The organism is Massilia genomosp. 1, from assembly GCF_011682185.1.
GTDB lineage: Bacteria > Pseudomonadota > Gammaproteobacteria > Burkholderiales > Burkholderiaceae_D > Telluria_A > Telluria_A rubra.
This window is the reverse complement of record NZ_WHJF01000001.1, coordinates 79,152-96,650: the sequence shown is the minus strand read 5'-3', so window position 1 is coordinate 96,650 and position 17,499 is coordinate 79,152. Positions and strand designations below refer to the sequence as shown.

21 protein-coding genes are annotated in these 17,499 nt (G+C 63.1%); 14 read left to right on the top strand and 7 right to left on the bottom strand.

Features of this window, described 5'->3' with window-relative positions; genetic code table 11:
- The first annotated feature begins 93 nt into the window (after positions 1-93).
- From F1735_RS00450 to F1735_RS00410, 9 genes are all read left to right on the top strand, one after another.
- Positions 94-1,797 carry an NADH-ubiquinone oxidoreductase-F iron-sulfur binding region domain-containing protein gene (locus tag F1735_RS00450; RefSeq protein ID WP_167235079.1) on the top strand — a complete coding sequence of 568 codons (1,704 nt, stop codon included), beginning with the start codon at positions 94-96 and terminating at the stop codon, positions 1,795-1,797.
- Positions 1,794-4,613 carry a formate dehydrogenase subunit alpha gene (fdhF, locus tag F1735_RS00445; RefSeq protein ID WP_167235078.1) on the top strand — a complete coding sequence of 940 codons (2,820 nt, stop codon included), beginning with the start codon at positions 1,794-1,796 and terminating at the stop codon, positions 4,611-4,613. The genes F1735_RS00450 and fdhF overlap by 4 nt, the downstream gene beginning before the upstream one ends.
- Positions 4,610-5,431: a formate dehydrogenase accessory sulfurtransferase FdhD gene (locus tag F1735_RS00440; protein WP_167235077.1), complete on the top strand. Its 822-nt coding sequence runs from the start codon at positions 4,610-4,612 to the stop codon at positions 5,429-5,431. Before fdhF ends, F1735_RS00440 begins: the two co-directional genes overlap by 4 nt.
- A complete protein-coding gene (locus F1735_RS00435; protein ID WP_167235076.1) occupies positions 5,431-6,138 on the top strand; it encodes an ABC transporter permease in 708 nt (235 codons plus the stop codon). The genes F1735_RS00440 and F1735_RS00435 overlap by 1 nt, the downstream gene beginning before the upstream one ends.
- Positions 6,135-6,785: an ABC transporter ATP-binding protein gene (locus tag F1735_RS00430; RefSeq protein WP_167235075.1), complete on the top strand. Its 651-nt coding sequence runs from the start codon at positions 6,135-6,137 to the stop codon at positions 6,783-6,785. Before F1735_RS00435 ends, F1735_RS00430 begins: the two co-directional genes overlap by 4 nt.
- Positions 6,782-7,591, top strand: coding sequence for a substrate-binding domain-containing protein (locus F1735_RS00425; RefSeq protein WP_167235074.1), 810 nt, complete (start codon positions 6,782-6,784; stop codon positions 7,589-7,591). The genes F1735_RS00430 and F1735_RS00425 overlap by 4 nt, the downstream gene beginning before the upstream one ends.
- A 119-nt stretch (positions 7,592-7,710) precedes the next feature.
- Positions 7,711-8,391 (top strand): NAD(P)H-binding protein, encoded by a 681-nt coding sequence (locus tag F1735_RS00420; RefSeq protein WP_167235073.1) that lies wholly within the window; start codon positions 7,711-7,713, stop codon positions 8,389-8,391.
- Between the two features lie 6 nt (positions 8,392-8,397).
- A complete protein-coding gene (locus F1735_RS00415; RefSeq protein WP_167235072.1) occupies positions 8,398-8,724 on the top strand; it encodes a hypothetical protein in 327 nt (108 codons plus the stop codon).
- A 143-nt stretch (positions 8,725-8,867) separates the two neighbouring features.
- On the top strand, positions 8,868-9,413 hold the full coding sequence (locus tag F1735_RS00410; RefSeq protein ID WP_167235071.1) for a DUF2004 domain-containing protein: 546 nt from the start codon (positions 8,868-8,870) through the stop codon (positions 9,411-9,413).
- A 25-nt stretch (positions 9,414-9,438) separates the two neighbouring features.
- On the opposite strand, the gene F1735_RS00405 is transcribed toward F1735_RS00410, so the two are convergent.
- Positions 9,439-9,996, bottom strand: a complete 558-nt coding sequence (locus F1735_RS00405) for a PEP-CTERM sorting domain-containing protein (RefSeq protein ID WP_167235070.1) — start codon at positions 9,994-9,996, stop codon at positions 9,439-9,441.
- 279 nt (positions 9,997-10,275) lie between these two features.
- On the opposite strand from F1735_RS00405, the gene F1735_RS00400 reads away from it, so the two are divergent.
- A complete protein-coding gene (locus F1735_RS00400) occupies positions 10,276-10,767 on the top strand; it encodes an Hcp family type VI secretion system effector (protein WP_167074267.1) in 492 nt (163 codons plus the stop codon).
- A gap of 102 nt (positions 10,768-10,869) precedes the next feature.
- Here the strand turns inward: F1735_RS00400 and F1735_RS00395 are convergent, their stop codons facing one another.
- Complete coding sequence (locus F1735_RS00395) at positions 10,870-11,196, bottom strand: hypothetical protein (RefSeq protein WP_167235069.1); 327 nt, start codon at positions 11,194-11,196, stop codon at positions 10,870-10,872.
- A gap of 282 nt (positions 11,197-11,478) precedes the next feature.
- Here F1735_RS00395 and F1735_RS00390 point away from each other — a divergent pair, with 282 nt between their 5' ends.
- The gene (locus F1735_RS00390; protein ID WP_167235068.1) at positions 11,479-11,970 is read left to right on the top strand and encodes an Hcp family type VI secretion system effector; all 492 of its coding nucleotides are present in this window, start codon (positions 11,479-11,481) and stop codon (positions 11,968-11,970) included.
- A gap of 103 nt (positions 11,971-12,073) precedes the next feature.
- Here the strand turns inward: F1735_RS00390 and F1735_RS00385 are convergent, their stop codons facing one another.
- Both F1735_RS00385 and F1735_RS00380 read right to left on the bottom strand, forming a co-directional pair.
- Positions 12,074-12,505 (bottom strand): hypothetical protein, encoded by a 432-nt coding sequence (locus F1735_RS00385; protein WP_167235067.1) that lies wholly within the window; start codon positions 12,503-12,505, stop codon positions 12,074-12,076.
- On the bottom strand, positions 12,498-12,944 hold the full coding sequence (locus F1735_RS00380) for a hypothetical protein (RefSeq protein ID WP_167235066.1): 447 nt from the start codon (positions 12,942-12,944) through the stop codon (positions 12,498-12,500). Before F1735_RS00380 ends, F1735_RS00385 begins: the two co-directional genes overlap by 8 nt.
- A 251-nt stretch (positions 12,945-13,195) precedes the next feature.
- On the opposite strand from F1735_RS00380, the gene F1735_RS00375 reads away from it, so the two are divergent.
- Positions 13,196-13,687, top strand: coding sequence for an Hcp family type VI secretion system effector (locus F1735_RS00375; RefSeq protein ID WP_167235065.1), 492 nt, complete (start codon positions 13,196-13,198; stop codon positions 13,685-13,687).
- A gap of 105 nt (positions 13,688-13,792) precedes the next feature.
- On the opposite strand, the gene F1735_RS00370 is transcribed toward F1735_RS00375, so the two are convergent.
- Both F1735_RS00370 and F1735_RS00365 read right to left on the bottom strand, forming a co-directional pair.
- Positions 13,793-14,266, bottom strand: a complete 474-nt coding sequence (locus F1735_RS00370) for a hypothetical protein (protein WP_167235064.1) — start codon at positions 14,264-14,266, stop codon at positions 13,793-13,795.
- A gap of 56 nt (positions 14,267-14,322) precedes the next feature.
- Positions 14,323-14,850, bottom strand: coding sequence for a hypothetical protein (locus F1735_RS00365; protein ID WP_167235063.1), 528 nt, complete (start codon positions 14,848-14,850; stop codon positions 14,323-14,325).
- 196 nt (positions 14,851-15,046) lie between these two features.
- Here F1735_RS00365 and F1735_RS00360 point away from each other — a divergent pair, with 196 nt between their 5' ends.
- Both F1735_RS00360 and F1735_RS00355 read left to right on the top strand, forming a co-directional pair.
- Positions 15,047-15,538, top strand: coding sequence for an Hcp family type VI secretion system effector (locus F1735_RS00360; RefSeq protein ID WP_167220819.1), 492 nt, complete (start codon positions 15,047-15,049; stop codon positions 15,536-15,538).
- Between the two features lie 98 nt (positions 15,539-15,636).
- Positions 15,637-16,011, top strand: a complete 375-nt coding sequence (locus tag F1735_RS00355; protein WP_167235062.1) for a hypothetical protein — start codon at positions 15,637-15,639, stop codon at positions 16,009-16,011.
- Positions 16,012-16,029: 18 nt separating this feature from the next.
- On the opposite strand, the gene rng is transcribed toward F1735_RS00355, so the two are convergent.
- Positions 16,030-17,493 carry a ribonuclease G gene (rng, locus tag F1735_RS00350; RefSeq protein WP_167235061.1) on the bottom strand — a complete coding sequence of 488 codons (1,464 nt, stop codon included), beginning with the start codon at positions 17,491-17,493 and terminating at the stop codon, positions 16,030-16,032.
- Between the last annotated feature and the right edge of the window lie 6 nt (positions 17,494-17,499).

The window sequence follows — 17,499 nt, the reverse complement described above, 5'->3', positions numbered from 1 at the left end:
CTGACACCGCAGTGGGAGGTGAAATGTGATGCTGGCAAGGGTATGATGTGAAGTCGTCATCGTCAGCCAGCGTGGCTGCTTTCAGGATCTTCCATGAACCATCCCGTCATTCCGATCGTGCCCCAGGCCAGCAGCCGCCAGCGCAAGCGCGAGGCGCCCAAGGGCCGGCGCGTCGATCCGCACGCCTTGCTGGAAGTGCAGGCCTTGCTCGGCGCGCAATCGCGCCAGCGCGACCTGCTCATCGAGCACTTGCACACAATCCAGGATGCCTTCGGCTGCCTGTCGCACGCGCACCTGGCGGCGCTGGCGCAGGAAATGAAGCTGGCCCAGGCCGAAGTCTATGAAGTGGCCACCTTCTACCACCATTTCGACGTCGTGCGCGAGGGCGGGAGCGCGCCCCCGGCCTTGACGGTGCGCGTCTGCAACGGCCTCTCGTGCGAGATGGCCGGCGCGCGCGACCTGCTCGAGCGCCTGCCCGCCATCGTCGGCGCTGGCGTGCGCGTGCTCGCCGCGCCCTGCATCGGCCGCTGCGAGCAGGCGCCGGCGGCGGTGGTCGGCCAGCACCCGCTCGCCCACGCCAGCTGCGACTCGGTGGCCGCCGCAGTGAGCCACGGCCACACTACCCATGAACCGAGCGGCTACATCGATTACGACAGCTACCGCAGCGCCGGCGGTTACGTCCTGGCGCGTGCCTGCCACGACGGCCAGCGCGATGCCGACACGCTGATCGCCACCATGGAGGAGTCGAGCCTGCGCGGCCTCGGCGGCGCCGGTTTTCCGACCGGGCGCAAATGGCGCATCGTGCGCGGCGAGCCGGGACCGCGCCTGATGGCGATCAATATCGACGAGGGCGAGCCGGGCACCTTCAAGGACCGCTATTACCTCGAACGCGACCCGCACCGTTTCCTCGAAGGCGCGCTGGTGGCGGCCTGGGTGGCTGGCGTCGACACCATCTATATCTACCTGCGCGACGAATACCACGGCTGCCGCGCGATGCTCGCGACCGAACTGGCGCGCCTGCGCGCCGACCCGCCGTTCACCCCCATGCCCGAGTTCATCCTGCGCCGTGGCGCCGGCGCCTACATCTGCGGCGAAGAATCGGCGATGATCGAATCGATCGAGGGCAAACGCGGCATGCCGCGCCTGCGCCCTCCGTACGTGGCCCAGGTCGGCCTGTTTGGCTTGCCAACCCTGCAGCACAACTTCGAAACCCTGCACTGGGTGCGCGCCATCATGGAGCACGGCGCCGCCTGGTACAGCGCCCAGGGCCGCCACGGGCGCAAGGGCTTGCGCTCGTTTTCGGTCTCGGGCCGGGTGCGCGAACCGGGTGTCAAGCTGGCGCCGGCCGGCATCACCGTGCAGGAGCTGATCGACGAATACTGCGGCGGCATGGCGCCCGGCCACCAGTTCTACGGCTACCTGCCGGGCGGCGCCTCGGGCGGCATCCTGCCGGCCGCGCTGGGCGCGATCCCGCTCGACTTCGACACCTTGCAGCCGTACGGCTGCTTCATCGGCTCGGCCGCCGTGGTGGTGCTGTCGGACCAGGATTCGGCGGTGGCCGCCGCGCGCAACACGATGCGCTTCTTCAAGGACGAATCGTGCGGCCAGTGTACGCCGTGCCGGGTCGGCACCGCCAAGGCGCTGGCGCTGATCGGGCAAGCGCAATGGGACACGCCGCTCCTGGCCGAGCTGTCGCAGGTGATGCGCGACGCTTCCATCTGCGGCCTCGGCCAGGCCGCGCCCAATCCGGTCGATTGCGTCGTCAAGTACTTTTCTCATGAACTGGTGCAGCCATGAATGCGATCGGCAGGAACAAGCAAGCGGCCTTGCGGGGCGCGCCCGTGGAGTTCGAAATCAACGGCCGGCGGGTAGCCGCCTTTGCCCATGAAACCCTGATCGAGGTGGCCGCGCGCGAAGGCATCGAGATTGCGCGCCTGTGCTATAAACCGGGCATGGACACGGCCGGCAACTGCCGCGCATGCATGGTGGAGATCGACGGCGAGCGCGTGCTGGCGCCGTCCTGCTGCCGCCATCCGGCCGCCGGCATGAAGGTCACAACCAACAGCGCGCGCGCCGTGGCCGCGCAAAAAATGGTGCTCGAACTGCTGCAGTCGGATATGCCCGAACGCGCTTACACGCGCCACAACGAAGTCGATTTCTGGGCGCGCAAGCTGGCCCTTGGCCAGCCGCGCTTCGCCGCGCGCAGCCAGCCGGCGCGCGACGCTTCCCACGCGGCCATTACCGTCAATCTCGACGCCTGCATCGCCTGCACGCGTTGCGTGCGCGCCTGCCGCGACGAGCAGGTCAACGACGTGATCGGCCTGGCCTGGCGCGGCGAGCACGCAAAAATCGTGTTCGACATGGACGATGCGATGGGCGACTCCACCTGCGTCGGCTGCGGCGAATGCGTGCAGGCTTGCCCGACCGGCGCCTTGAGCCCTGCGCGCGACGCCGCCCTGGCGGTGCCGGACAAGCAGGTCGAGTCGGTCTGCCCGTACTGCGGCGTGGGCTGCCAGCTGACTTACAACATCAAGGACAACAAGATCCTGTTCGTCGAGGGACGCGACGGCCCGGCCAACCGCGAACGCCTGTGCGTCAAGGGCCGCTACGGCTTCGATTACGCGCACCATCCGCAGCGCCTGACGGTGCCGCTGATCCGCCGTCTCGACGCGCCCAAGAGCGGCGAATTTTCCATGGACCCGGCGCGCGTGCTCGACGTGTTCCGCGAAGCGAGCTGGGACGAGGCGCTCGACGCCGCCGGCGGCGCGCTGGCGCGCATCCGCGATACGCACGGCAAGCGCGCGCTGGCCGGCTTCGGCTCGGCCAAGGGCAGCAACGAAGAAGCCTACCTGTTCCAGAAGCTGGTGCGCACCGGCTTTGGCAGCAACAACGTCGATCACTGCACGCGCCTGTGCCACGCCTCGTCGGTCGCGGCGCTGCTGGAAGGAATCGGCTCGGGCGCGGTATCGAACCCGGTGATGGACGTGACCCTGGCCGAGGTGGTGATCGTCATCGGCGCCAACCCGACCGTGAACCATCCGGTGGCGGCCACCTGGATCAAGAACGCGATCAGGAACGGCACCAAGCTGGTGGTGTGCGACCCGCGCCGCTCGGACCTGGCGCGCAGCGCGCACCGCTACCTGCAGTTCAAGCCCGATACCGACGTGGCCCTGCTCAACGCGATGATGCATGTGATCGTGGCCGAAGGCCTGGTCGACCAGGACTTCATCGCCAGCCGCACCATCGGCTACGCCGAACTGGAACAGAATGTGGCCGGCTACAGCCCGGAACTGATGGCGCCCATCTGCGGCGTCGACGCCGACACCATCGGCTACGTGGCGCGCCTGTACGCCACCTCGAAAGCGTCGATGATCCTGTGGGGCATGGGCATTTCGCAGCACATCCACGGCACCGACAACGCGCGCTGCCTGATCGCGCTGGCCCTGATGACCGGCCAGATCGGGCGCCCCGGCACCGGCCTGCATCCGCTGCGCGGCCAGAACAACGTGCAGGGCGCGTCCGACGCGGGCCTGATCCCGATGATGTTCCCCGATTACCAGCGCGTGGACAATCCGCAAGCGCTGGCCAAATTCGAGCAGGCCTGGGGCATGCCGCTCGACTCCACACCCGGCCTGACGGTGGTCGAAATCATGCACGCCATTCCGCGTGGCGAGATCCGCGGCATGTACATCATGGGCGAAAACCCGGCCATGTCCGACCCCGATGCCAACCACGCGCGCGCCTCGCTCGCCGCGCTCGAGCACCTGGTGGTGCAGGATATTTTCCTGACCGAGACCGCGTACCTGGCCGACGTGATTTTGCCGGCCAGCGCGTTTCCCGAAAAGACGGGCAGCTTCACCAATACCGACCGCCTGGTGCAGATCGGGCGCCAGGCGATCGACCCGCCCGGCCAGGCCAGGCAAGATCTGTGGATTATCGGGCAGATGGCGCAGCGCCTGGGCCTGGACTGGCAATACGGGCACGTCTCGGAAGTGTTCGACGAGATGCGCCGCATCATGCCGAGCATCGGCGGGATCACCTGGGACAGGCTGGAACGCGAGCACGCCGTCACTTACCCATGCACGAAGGAGGGCGATCCGGGCCAGCCGGTGGTCTTTAGCGGGCAGTTTCCGCGCGAATCCGGGCGCGCGCGTTTTGTACCGGCCGATATCATCCCGGCCGACGAGCGCCCCGATGACGCGTATCCGATGGTGCTCATTACCGGACGCCAGCTCGAACACTGGCACACCGGCAGCATGACGCGCCGCACGGCGGTGCTGGACGCGATCGAACCCGATCCGGTGGCGCTGGTCCATCCGCTCGACCTGGCGGCGCTGGGCGGCAAACCGGGCGACGTGGTGACGATCGCTTCGCGCCGCGGCCAGGTGGTTCTTTACGCGCGCGCCGACGACAGTTCGCCGCGCGGCGCGATCTTCGTGCCTTTCTGTTACTACGAAGCGGCCATCAACCGCCTCACCAACGCCGCGCTCGACCCGTTCGGCAAGATCCCCGAGTTCAAATACTGCGCCATCCGGGTGACCTTGGGCGGGGTGGTCGAGCCGCAGGGCAGCTTCGGCGGCGGCCAGCTGCTCGCCGGGATGCCCGCAGCATGACCTTGCCGCGCCTGAGCGACGCCCGCGCACCGCTCACCCACGAAGTGGACGTGCTCGATGAACGGGGACGCCGCTCGACCATCGCCATTCCGGCCGAGCGGGCGCTGACAGTGTACGTGGACAAGCGCGAGCTGGTGACCTTGATGACCTTGGGCAGCGCCCCGGAAGCGCTCACCTTGGGCTATCTGCGCAACCAGCGCCTGGTGCAAGCGGTGGCCGACATCGTCTCGGTGCAGGTCGACTGGTCGGTCGATGCGGTGGCCGTGCTCACCCGTTCCGGCATCGCCGACGTCGAGGCGCGCACCGCCAAAAAGGTGGTCACCACCGGCTGCGGCCAGGGTTCGGTGTTCGGTGGCCTGATGGACGACATCGACCGGATCGTGCTGCCGCCGCATGCGCGCCTGGCGCAATCGACCGTGTACCGCATCGTCGACACCATCCGCACGCAGCAATCGATCTACAAGCAGGCCGGCTCGGTGCATGGCTGCGCGCTGTTCTCGAACGCGGGCGAGCTGCTGTATTTTGTGGAAGACGTGGGCCGCCACAACGCGGTCGACGCCATCGCCGGGCGCATGTGGCTCGACGGCGTGGCCGGGGGCGACAAGGTGTTCTACACGACCGGCCGCCTGACGTCCGAGATGGTGATCAAGGGCGCGCAGATGGGCATCCCGTTCCTGCTGTCGCGCTCCGGCACCACCCAGATGGGCCATATGGTGGCCGGAAAGATCGGCATGGCGCTGCTGGCGCGCTGCAGCGGCAAGCACTTTTTGCTGCTGACCGGCCATGAGCGCCTGGACTTCGAGCCGCCCGCGTCCTGATGTCGCTGCTTGACGCCACGCACGCCGCGTTTGCACTGCTGCTGTCGGGCGACGCCGCGCTGTGGGGCATCGTGTGGGTCTCGCTCAAGACCAGCGTGCTTGGGCTGCTGCTGGCAAGCGCGCCGGCGGTGCTGCTCGGGTATGCGATCGCCAGCTACCGCTTTCCCGCGCGCCGCGTCGCGATCTGGCTGGTGCAGGCCAGCCTGTCGCTGCCGACGGTGCTCATTGGCCTGCTGCTGTACCTGCTGCTGTCGCGCCACGGCCCCTGGGGTTCGCTGCACTGGCTGTTTTCGCAGCCGGGCGTCGTGCTCGGGCAGTGCATCATCGCCACCCCGGTGCTGGTCGCCTTCACCCTGGCGGCGGTGCAGGCGCTCGATGCGCGCTACGCCGAAACGGCGATCGCCCTGGGCGCGTCGCGCTGGCGCACCATGTGTACGGTGCTGCGCGAAGCGCGTTTCGGCGTCATGGCGGCGCTGATCAGCGGCTTCGGGCGGGTGTTGTCGGAAGTGGGCTGCGCGCTCATGGTTGGCGGCAATATCGCCGGCGAGACGCGCACCATCACCACCGCCATCGCGCTCGAAACGAGCAAGGGCGAGTTCGCGCAGGGCATCGCGCTCGGCATCGTGCTGGTGGCGCTGGCGCTGCTCATGAACGGCGCGCTGATGCTGCTGCAGGGCGACACGCGCGCCGCCGGAGCACGCCAATGAGCTTGCTGCGCATCGACAGGCTGCGCAAGGCGCACGGCGCGCGCGTGCTGTTCGACCTGGACGCCTTTGCGCTCGACGCGGGCCGCGCTTACGTGCTTACCGGGATCAACGGCGCCGGCAAGAGTACCTTGCTGCGCGTGCTGGCCGGGCTGGAGCCGGGCGAGGCGTCCGGCCTGACCTGGCAGGGGCGGGCGGCGGCATTGTCGCCGTATCCGCCGGCGTTGCGCGCGGCGATCGTGTACGTGCATCAGCATCCGGTGATGTTGTCGAGCAGCGTGGCGGCCAACATCGGCTACGGGCTGCGCGCGCGCGGCGTGCCGCGGGCGCAGGTGGCGCAGGCGGTGGCGCAGGCCATGGCATGGGCCGGCGTCGCACACCTGCGGGACAGCGATCCGGCCCGCCTGTCGGGCGGCGAGGTGCAGCGCGTGGCGCTGGCGCGCGCGTCGGTGCTGCGGCCTTCCCTGCTGCTGCTCGACGAACCGACCGCCAACCTCGATGGCGCCGCGCGCGAACAGGTGATATCGCTCATTGCCGCCCTGACGGCCGGCGGCGGCGCGGTGCTCACGGCGTGCCACGACCGTGACCTGATCGGCATGCCCGGCGTGCAACGGCTTAAACTACGTGATGGAAAGCTCGAATACAAATGACCTGGAAAACCGCATTCGCCCTCTGCTTGGGCATCGCCTGGCCGCTCGCTTCGGCGGGCGAGCAGGTGCTGCGCCTGTCCACCACCACCAGCACCGACAATTCCGGCCTGCTGGCCTGGCTGCTGCCGGTGTTCGAGGCAAAGACGGGCACAAAAGTGCAGGTCATTGCCGTCGGCAGCGGCAAGGCGCTGGAACTGGCGAAAAATGGCGATGTCGATGTCACCCTGGTGCATGCGCGCGCCGCCGAAGACACCTTCGTGGCCGAGGGTCATGGCATCAAGCGGCGCGACGTGATGTACAACGACTTTGTGCTGGTCTGCCCGCCGTCCGACAAGGCCGACATCAAAGGCGGCTCGGATATCGTCGCCGCCCTGCGCCGGCTGGCGTCGAGCGAGGTGCGCTTCGTTTCGCGGGGCGACAATTCCGGCACCGACCAGATGGAAAAGAGCTACTGGAAAGCGGCCGGCGTACGCCCGCCGCCGCCGCGTTACCTGTCGGCCGGGCAGGGCATGGCGCAAGTGCTGGGCATGGCGGCCGAGCTGCAAGCCTGCACCCTGACCGACCGCGCCACCTACGCCACCTTCAAGGACAAGGCCGCGCTGGCGATCCTGGTGCAGGGCGACCCGAGGATGTTCAATCCGTACGGGATCATCGCGGTCAATCCGGCGCGCCATCCGGGCATCAACGAGCGCGCGGCGCATCAGTTGATCGACTGGATCACCTCCGGCGAAGGGCAGGCCCGGATCGCCGCCTTCCGCCCGAACGGGCAGCAACTGTTTTTTCCGTCGGCCCTGCCGGCACGATGATGCAAGGCGAGCCTTCAAGCGGCGGCGTCCCCGAACCCGGTTCGCCGGCCTGCGTGCGCACGCGATAAGGCCTATCATATCGTCCTGACGCGCCCCTGCGCGGCAAGGAGAAAGACCACGTGAGAGTTCTGATATTTGGCGCCACCGGCATGGTCGGGCAGGGCGTGCTGCGCGAATGCCTGCAGGCGGCCGATGTGGAGCAGGTCGTCGCGATCGGCCGCACCCCGACCGGGCAGCGCCACCCCAAGCTGCGCGACGTGGTGCATGCCGACCTGTTCAATTACGCCACCGTGTCCGCGCAGCTCGACGATATCGATGCCTGCTTCTTTTGCGTGGGCGTGACGTCGTCGCGCATGAGCGAGGCCGACTACACGCGCCTGACCTGCGACCTGACCCTGGCGGCGGCCAATGCGCTGGTCGCGACAAATCCGCGCATGGTGTTCGTGTATGTGTCCGGCGCCGGCGCCGACAGCAGCGAAACGAGCGCCACCATGTGGGAGCGCGTGCGCGGCAAGACCGAAAACGCGCTGCTGGCGCTGCCGTTTCGCGGCGTGTACATTTTCAGGCCGGGGATGATCGAGCCGCTCGACGGCATCCAGTCCAAGACCCCCGCCTACCGCATTTTCTATGCGCTGATGAAGCCCGTGCTGCCGCTGCTGCGCGCCGCCATGCCCAGGCACGTGCTGACCACGCGCCAGATGGGACAGGCCATGCTGGCCGTGGTGCGCAGCGGCGCGCGCAAGCGCGTGCTGGGCAGCGCCGACATCGGCCCGCTCGGCCGCAACGCCACGCCGCCGTAGGCGCCGATGGGGCGGCGCTACCACCACAGTGTGTATGTCATCGAGCTGTCGAAGGACGTGCTGTACGAGCCGCGTTTCAGGAAGTCCAATCCGGATTATGTGAGCGGCAAACCGTGCGTGTACGTGGGCATGACGGGCTTGAGCGTCGACCTGCGCTTCGACAAGCACAAGGCGGGCATCCAGGCCAACAAGTTCGTGCGCCAGTACGGGCTGCGCCTGCTGCCGGAACTGTACGCGGTCTACAACCCGATGCCTTATGCGGGCGCGGCCGACATGGAAGTCGAACTGGGCATCGGCTTGCGCGAGGCCGGCTACGGCGTGTGGCAGGCTTGAGCTTATCCGGCAATCATGCACGAAAAACCGGCATGCATGGTCTTCCCGACGGTGGACAGGTGTTGCCACGCGGCGGCGCGGGCTTTGCGGCGCGATGTCACCCGGCTGATAAAATAGCAAGCTCTGGTCAATTGAGAATCAACATGGAAAAAATCATCCCCCACTTCGGCGCCATCAATCTGGCATTGCCTGAGGAATACAACGAAGCCACATATCTGGTCGATGGACGGGAAATCGACCTGTCACTCGCTTTCTTCAATGCATTTCCCGGAGAGGATGGCTTTACCGAGTTTTCCGCGGTCAAGGACCTCGATCCGGCCGTGCTCGACCGTGTTAGCGGCTTCATGGAGCAGCTCGACAGCAAGATCGCGCGTGCGCATGCCGCCTGCGTGGCCGACTTCCACGCCGGGGGCGTGGTCAGGGACACCTATATCGATCATCACCTGGAAGAGTTCTCGCCCGAGCAACTGGCCACGCTGATCGAGGGCACCGACCCCGCGCTGCCGGTCGAGGAGCGCATGCTGGCGACCCTGCACCTGAGCCATGTGGGCCTGCATCCGATGCCGGACGAGTCGGATGCCTCGTTTGCGATGTTCGATTTTACCTTTGGCGAAGACCTGACCAACTACGTAGTCGCGGTCAAGTTTGCCGAAGACGGCGCCATCCAGGGCGTCGACGTCGAAAGCTGACACGGCCTGCGCGCCATGCCGCGCATCAGCGTGTGCGGCGGCGCCAGCGCGCCACGCCCAGGCCGGCGGCGCCGATCGCCATCAGCGCCAGCGAGAACGGCTCCGGCACCGCATTGAGGGCCTTGATCGCGAAGCGGGTCTGGTCGGTCCAGAGCAGGCCGCGGCTATCGACGTGGTTGCCGCTGCGGTAGTTGTAGACGTATTCTTCGCCGGTGATGGTCGAGCTGGTGATCTGGTAGGCGATATCCGATTGCGCCCAGGTGCTGGAAAACTTCAGCGGCCCGCCGACGCGGTAGCCGAAGCGCTCGATGCTGCATTTCCAGAAGTACTGGTCGCCGACGCCGCAACCGATGTAATCGTTCGAACCATTGTGTTTGAACGAAAGCAGTTCTTCCTTGGCAAACAAGCCGTCGCCGTTCAGGTCATCGGCGATAAAACTGCCTGCGATCAAAGCCGCCGGATCGAACTGGTTGCTCACCTTGTCGTAAAACCCCGTGTAGCTGAAGTGGAATTCGATGGGGCCGGCTTGGGCTGCTGCGGCGCAACTGGCAAGCGTCGCCGCGCTGATCAATCTGAAGAACATGGTTACCTCCGCTGAGGATGGAACAAATGCACGGGGCAGACAGCGCACCCGGCCTGCCACGTGAAGGCCACGTGTCAGCGGATCGTATCAGGCGAACTCGTGCGCTCAGTAGCATATGCGCAACACATAAGATGGACGGCGGACGTTTCTTGCCCTGATAGACCCAAAAACGGGGCTCAGAATGTTAAAAATTGAGATTTGAATAAGTCAACATTTTAACGTTGGTAATTTTGCTATAATTGTAAAAGGCAATTTCGCCTTGCACATATAGAGATCATTATGGCAATTGACGTATACCTCCAAATCGAAGGCGTAAAAGGCGAGTCCGCCGATTCTACCCACAAGGACTGGATCGAGTGTGAATCGGTGGCTTGGGCTATTTCGCAGCCACGTTCGGCCACTTCCTCGACCGCTGGTGGTCACACCGCCGAGCGCGCTGAACTCTCCGAGATCAGCTTTGTCAAAATCGCCGACCTGGCTTCGCCAGTGCTGGCGCAACACTGCGCTTCGGGTAAAACCCTGGCCAAAGCGAAGTTCGAATTCTTCCGTGCCGATGGCACCGGCGAGCGCGTGAAATACTACGAGATCGAACTGGACAACGTACTGGTCGGGCACATCGCTCCGAGCGTCGGCGCCGGCAGCATCATGGCTGAAAGCGTTGCACTGAAATTCTCGAAAGTGAAGTGGAAATACACGCAACAAAAAATCGGTGGCGGCACTGGCGGCAATACGTCCGGTGGTTGGGACGCGGCGCTCAACAAGGTTGTATAAACGCACGGCGGCCGCTGGCCGCCGTTTGCCGCAGCATGCGCACATGCTGCTCATGGCGCAAGCAAAAACGCTTGAGGGGGAGTCATTCTCCTCAAGCGTTTTTTACGTAAAGGCGTCTGCTGCGGCTTTTTTCAGGTCGGTACACAGTCCCTTCAAGTCCGCCGGACAGGATGAGCTTGCCAGCACCTGGATCTTGTCGGTGCCGCTGGTGCCTTCGTGGCCGGGAACAAAGAAGCCGATGATCCCATATTTGCCAAGCGAGCCATTGGGATCGGCAGGATGGGGGAAGGGCTTGGCCTTGTCCTGGATGGTATAGCTGCGGTCGGGAATATGGGTCAATGTGGCGGTACGATGCACCTTATTATATGCCAGCCAGGATCCGCCAAGATGCTTGTCGTTATCGTAGAGCTGAATGGTGAGTTGCACCATTCAATACCAAAGTGGACATGCCCGGCTTTCATGAATGTTATTGAAATTGCAAGTTTAACAGGGTGGCATAGGACCGCTGAAGCAGTGCTCGACATTCCCTGGATTTCCTCTTTTTGCCTGCTGCGCGTCACGCCTCGCGGGCCGCCCGATGCGCTATCCAGGCGGTCAGGGATTCCCATGTGCCGCATTTAGCAATTATTCCAATAGCAAGAAATAATTCAAGCGTTGGTGCTTTTGTTATAATAGTGAAGGCACTTTCGCCTTGCACAGATAGAGATCATTATGGCAATTGACGTATACCTCCAAATCGAAGGCGTAAAAGGCGAGTCCGCCGATTCCACCCACAAGGACTGGATCGAGTGTGAATCGGTGGCTTGGGCTATTTCGCAGCCACGTTCGGCCACTTCCTCGACCGCCGGTGGTCACACCGCCGAGCGCGCTGAGTTGTCGGAAATCAGCCTTGTCAAAATCGCCGACCTGGCTTCGCCAGTGCTGGCGCAACACTGCGCTTCGGGTAAAACCCTGGCCAAAGCGAAGTTCGAATTCTTTCGTGCCGATGGCACGGGCGAGCGCGTGAAATACTACGAGATCGAACTGGACAACGTCCTGATCGGGCACATCGCTCCGAGCGTCGGCGCCGGCAGCATCATGACTGAAAGCGTTGCACTGAAATTCTCGAAAGTGAAGTGGAAGTACGTCCAGCAAAAAATCGGTGGCGGCGCTGGCGGCAATACGTCCGGCGGTTGGGATGCGGCGCTTAACAAGGTGGTTTAATCAAACGGCGGCCGCTGGCCGCCGTTTGATGCGCCAGGAGCACACGCTGCCCGTGGCGCAAACAAAAACGCTTGAGGGAGAGTCATCTTCGTCAAGCGTTTTTTTATCGGAGCCCTTTGGTGGCCGCGCGTTTCAAATCGGCGCACAGCTTTTGCAACCCAGGCTGGCACGACGACGTCGCCAGCACCTGGATTTTTTCCAGGTCGCTGCCATCCAACGTTGTATTCAAATGCCACATCACAAACGATTTCAGTGCCCGATCCTTTTTGATCAAGTTCGCCAGCGTAGGCAGTGTGTCCCAATTGTCCACCAATCTGCGCGCCACAGCTTCTGAGATTCCTTCCGCAATGCTGCCTTCGTCGCAGTGACCAAATTGCTTGCGCGCCTGTTCGATCTTTTCCCAGCTATCAAGATAATCGACCATCGTTTCCGCAGCGTCGGCCTGCGCCGTGGTACATTTTTTCGCATGTGCGGCCGGGCTCAGGAAAGCGCACAACATGAGTGCGGCGCCAATTTTCAAGGAGGCTTTATGCATGAGCAGTCCTGTTGCGGCGTGGTGCGCGGTGTGTATGCGTGCCACAGTTGTGTTCCACGCGAACCGCAGTCAGTGGAGAGTTGCGCATATGCTCCACGATGACCGCCATTGCTTCGTCTGTGGTGCAAATGCATCCCTTGGTCCAATGTTTCTGGCCTGGATTGGTTCGATAATGACGCCGGCCGGAATGCACACCGATCCCTTGGTGGCCTGGCACGAAGAAGCGGACGATCCCATGCAAGCCATACATTCCGTTCGCATCCCGGACGTGGTGCTTGGGTGAGGTCCTGTCTTGCATCATATAGCTGTGGTTGGGAATATGGGTCAATGTGGCGCGACTGTCCACGTTGTTGTATGCCTCCCAAGAGCCGATCAGCGTTGTATCGTTATCGTAAAGATGAATCAGGTGGGTGGCGCCATTAAATGCCAAAGCAGGCATGTTTTACTCTCATCATTGTTGATGTAATTGCAATATCAGCAGCATAGCATAAAATCATTGAAACAAACTTCACATCCCGGCATTGCCGGCCGGCGGGAGCGCGCGTGAGGACCGGTTCAGCGAGGCCAAGGCTGCAAGAGCGCTTTCATACGCTTGATTTAACAATTATTTTTATGGTAAGACATAATTTCAACGTTGCTGTTTTTGTTATAATAGTGAAAGGCAATTCCGCCCTGACCTAGGAAACTACTATGGCAATTGACGTATACCTCCAAATCGACGGCATCAAAGGCGAGTCGGCCGATTCGGGCCACAAGGATTGGATCGAGTGCGAATCCGTCGCTTGGGCTGTCTCGCAGCCACGTTCGGCAACCTCCTCGACCGCTGGTGGTCACACCGCCGAGCGCGCAGAACTGTCGGAAATCAGCTTTGTCAAGATCGCCGACCTGTCCTCGCCAGTGCTCGCGCAACACTGCGCTTCGGGTAAAACCCTGCCTAAAGCGAAGCTCGAATTCTGGCGCGCAGACGGCGCCGGCGAACGTATCAAATACTACGAAATCGAACTGGACAACGTTCTGATCGGCCACGTGGCGCCGAGCGTCAGCGCCGGCAGCGTCATGACCGAAAGCGTCGCCTTGAAATTCTCGAAGGTGAAGTGGAAGTACGTCCAGCAAAAAATTGGCGGTGGCGCCGGCGGCAATACGGCTGGTGGTTGGGACGCGGCGCTCAACAAGGTTGTCTAAGAGGGCGGCGGCCTAGTCGCTGCCGTTCGCCGCACCGGGGCAGATGCTGCCCCACGGTGCACAGCAAAAACGCTTGCGCGAGAGTCATTCTCGGCAAGCGTTTTTTTATCTGAGGGCCTCTGCGGCCGCTGTATGCAGGTCGGCGCACAGGCGCTTCAATTCCGGGCGACATGACGAGCTTGCCAAGGCCTGAAGTTTTTCCATGTCCTCGCCATTGAGCGTGGTATTCAGATGGCGTATCACAAACGGTTTCAGTGCGCGATCCTGCCCCATCAGTTTCGCCGCAGTGGGCAGCGTGTCCCAATGGTCCACCAACACACGTGCGACCGCTTCCGACATGCCTTCGGCAATGCTGCCATCGTCGCAGTGACCGAATCGCTTGCGCGCCTGAGCAATTTTTTCCCAGTTATCGAGGTGATCGACCAGATCTTCGGCGGCGTTGGCCTGGCTGATGGTGCATTTTTTTGCGTGTACTGCCGGGCTCGCAGAAAGGCATAACAGCAGGGCGGCGACGACGATGCGCGTCTGCTTGGACAGGGCGCTGCCCGTTGCTGAAGCGCTTGCTACTGGATTGAACATGATGTACCTGTCGTTAGTGTGGTCCGATAGTGTCGAAGGGAGTGCATTTGCCGGCGCTATTTGAATGCGTCGGCCGCCGTTCTTTTCAGGTCCGCGCACAGCTTTTTCAAGCCGGCCGGACACGATGACGTTGCCTGTTCCTGAATTCTGTTCACCTCTCTGTCATTGAGCGTGCCATCCACATGCCCCAGCACGAAAGGCTTGAGGGCGCGATCGCGCTCGATCAGTTTTGCCAGTTCGGGCAGTGCGTCCCAACGGTCCGCCAACTGCAATGCGATCGCTTCCGACAGGAGTTCGGCAGGACCGCCATCGTCGCAGTGACCGTATTGTTTGCGTAACTGGTCGACCTTTTCCCAGCTGTCGAGGTGATCGACCATGGCTTCGAAGGCGTCCGCCTGCTTTTCGGTGCATTTTTTCGCATGGGCGGCCGGAATCAGGCAAGCGCACAGCAGTACCGTGGCCGCCATGCCCAGCGCACGCCGGTGCGTGAAGGACGCCGTCAATGTACGCATTGGCGAATCGTTGTTTATCAGGATAGTCATCGTTTTACCGGCTATCATTATGGTTATTGCAATTTTTAGCATAGCATGCGCCTGCCCGATGCTCCAAGCGGCGGCCCGCTATCGGCGCTTGCCGCCAGCCGCGCGCAACCGGGCAGCGGCATGTGTGGCAATCGGCCCGCGCATATTTAACAGTTAATCATCAGGTTACCAAATAATTCAACATTAATTATCTTGCTATAATAAAGGCGGCGATTTCGCCTTTTTTCCGGGAGCTCTTATGGCTATTGACGTTTACCTCCAAATCGACGGCATCAAAGGCGAGTCCGCCGATTCCACGCACAAGGATTGGATCGAGTGCGAATCTGTCGCGTGGGCTGTTTCGCAGCCACGTTCGGCGACTTCCTCGACCGCCGGCGGCCACACCGCCGAGCGCGCCGAATTGTCGGAAATTAGCTTTGTCAAAATCGCCGACCTGGCCTCGCCCCTGCTCGCGCAAAACTGCGCTTCGGGCAAGACGCTGCCAAAAGCGAAGTTTGAATTCTGGCGTGCCGATGGCGCCGGCGAACGGATCAAGTATTACGAGATCGAGCTGGAAAACGTGCTGGTCGGGCACGTGGCGCCGAGCGTCGGCGCCGGCAGCATCATGACCGAAAGCGTGGCACTGAAATTCTCGAAGGTGAAGTGGAAGTACGTCCAGCAAAAAATCGGCGGTGGCGCCGGCGGCAATACGTCCGGCGGCTGGGACGCGGCAGCCAATAAAGTGGTCTGACGCAGGGGCGGCCGCTGGCCGCCCTTTTTTAGATATCGACGCAGGTCAGCGCTCGCGCTGCATGACGATCATTTCCATGTACAACTGCGCCCGCCAAAATGAAAAATCTCCTGATCTTGCTGGCGCTTGCCGCCGGCGTGCCGGCGCAGGCTGGCGCCGGCGATAAAGAGCCCTGGGCAGCCCCGTACAAGCCGCTCAAGGGGGCGTACCTGATTTATGGCGGATCGCTGGGCGAGCAGCAGGCGCCGACCCGCACGGACCGTAAAGTCGCGATCAGCATCGAAGGCACCGCCGCAAAAGAGTTGTTCGATGCGATGCAGCCCGATGAAAAGCGCACATGTACCGATGCCGCAGGGTACCGCGAGCGGCGCAAGGGCAAGGTGTCCTGCACATACGAGCCGGACAGTGGCTACAACTGCTATTTCGGTTTCGATCTGCGCACCGGTAAAAGCATCGGCGGTTCAATCTGCTAGCATGATCCGCCCGCGCGGCTACATCAGAATGACGTCATACTGTTCCTGGTGATACGCGGTCTCGACCTGCAGCGAAATCTGCTTGCCGATAAAATCCCCCAGCATCGCCAGGTGCTGCGATTCCTCTTCCAGGAACAGGTCCACCACTTCCTGCGAGGCCAGGATGCGGAACTCGCGCGGATTGAACTGCTTCGCTTCGCGCATCAACTCGCGCAGGATCTCGTAGCAGATCGTGCGGCTGGTTTTTACCTGGCCCTTGCCGGCGCAGGCCGGGCAGGGCTCGCACAGGATGTGCGCGAGCGATTCGCGCGTGCGCTTGCGCGTCATTTCCACCAGTCCCAGCGCCGAAAAATTCGACACCGACACCTTGGTGCGGTCGCGCGACAAGGTCTTTTTCAACTCCTGCAGCACCGCGTGCCGGTGCTCGTTGTTGTCCATGTCGATGAAGTCGAGGATGATGATCCCGCCCAGGTTACGCAGCCGCAGCTGGCGCGCGATCGCATGCGCCGCTTCCAGGTTGGTCTTGAAAATGGTATCGGCAAAATTGCGCCCGCCCACAAAGCCGCCGGTGTTCACATCGATGGTCGTCATGGCCTCGGTCTGGTCGACGATCAGGTAGCCGCCCGACTTGAGGTCCACGCGCCGTCCCAGCGCGCGCAGGATCTCTTCTTCCACGCCGTACAGGTCGAACAGCGGGCGCTCGCCCGTGTAGTGCTGCAGGCGCGTGAGCACCGTCGGCGTGTAGGCCTTGGCAAATTCGACCAGCATGGCGTGGTTCTCGCGCGAGTCGACCTGGATGCTGGCCGTTTCGTCATGCACGAAGTCGCGCAGCACGCGCTGGGCCAGGCTCAGGTCCTGGTACAGCAGGCTGGTGGCGGGGCGCGTTTTGGCGCCGTGCAGGATCGCGCTCCAGGTCTTGCGCAGGTAGTCCACATCGGCCGCCAGGTCGCTGTCGGACGCTTCCTCGGCCATGGTGCGCACGATGTAGCCGCCTTTTTCCTCGGCCGGCAGCAGGCTGTGAAGGCGCGTGCGCAGCAGTTCGCGCTCGGACTCCTTTTCGATCTTTTGCGAGATGCCGATATGGCTGTCCTGCGGCAGGTATACCAGCATGCGCCCGGCGATCGAAATCTGGGTCGACAGGCGCGCGCCCTTGGTGCCGATCGGGTCCTTGATCACCTGCACCGTCAGCACCTGGCCGTCGAACAGGATCTTCTCGATCGGGGTCGGCGCCACGCTCGGGCCTTCATGGGTGCGCGCTTCCCAGATGTCGGCCACGTGCAAAAAGGCCGCGCGTTCGAGGCCGATGTCGATAAAGGCCGACTGCATCCCCGGCAGCACGCGCACCACCTTGCCCGAGTAGACGTTGCCGGCCAGCCCGCGCGTGAGGGTGCGCTCGATGTGCAGTTCCTGCACGGCGCCTTGCAGGATCAGCGCCACGCGCGTCTCCTGCGGAGTGATGTTGATCAGGATGTCTTCGTTCATGGTTCA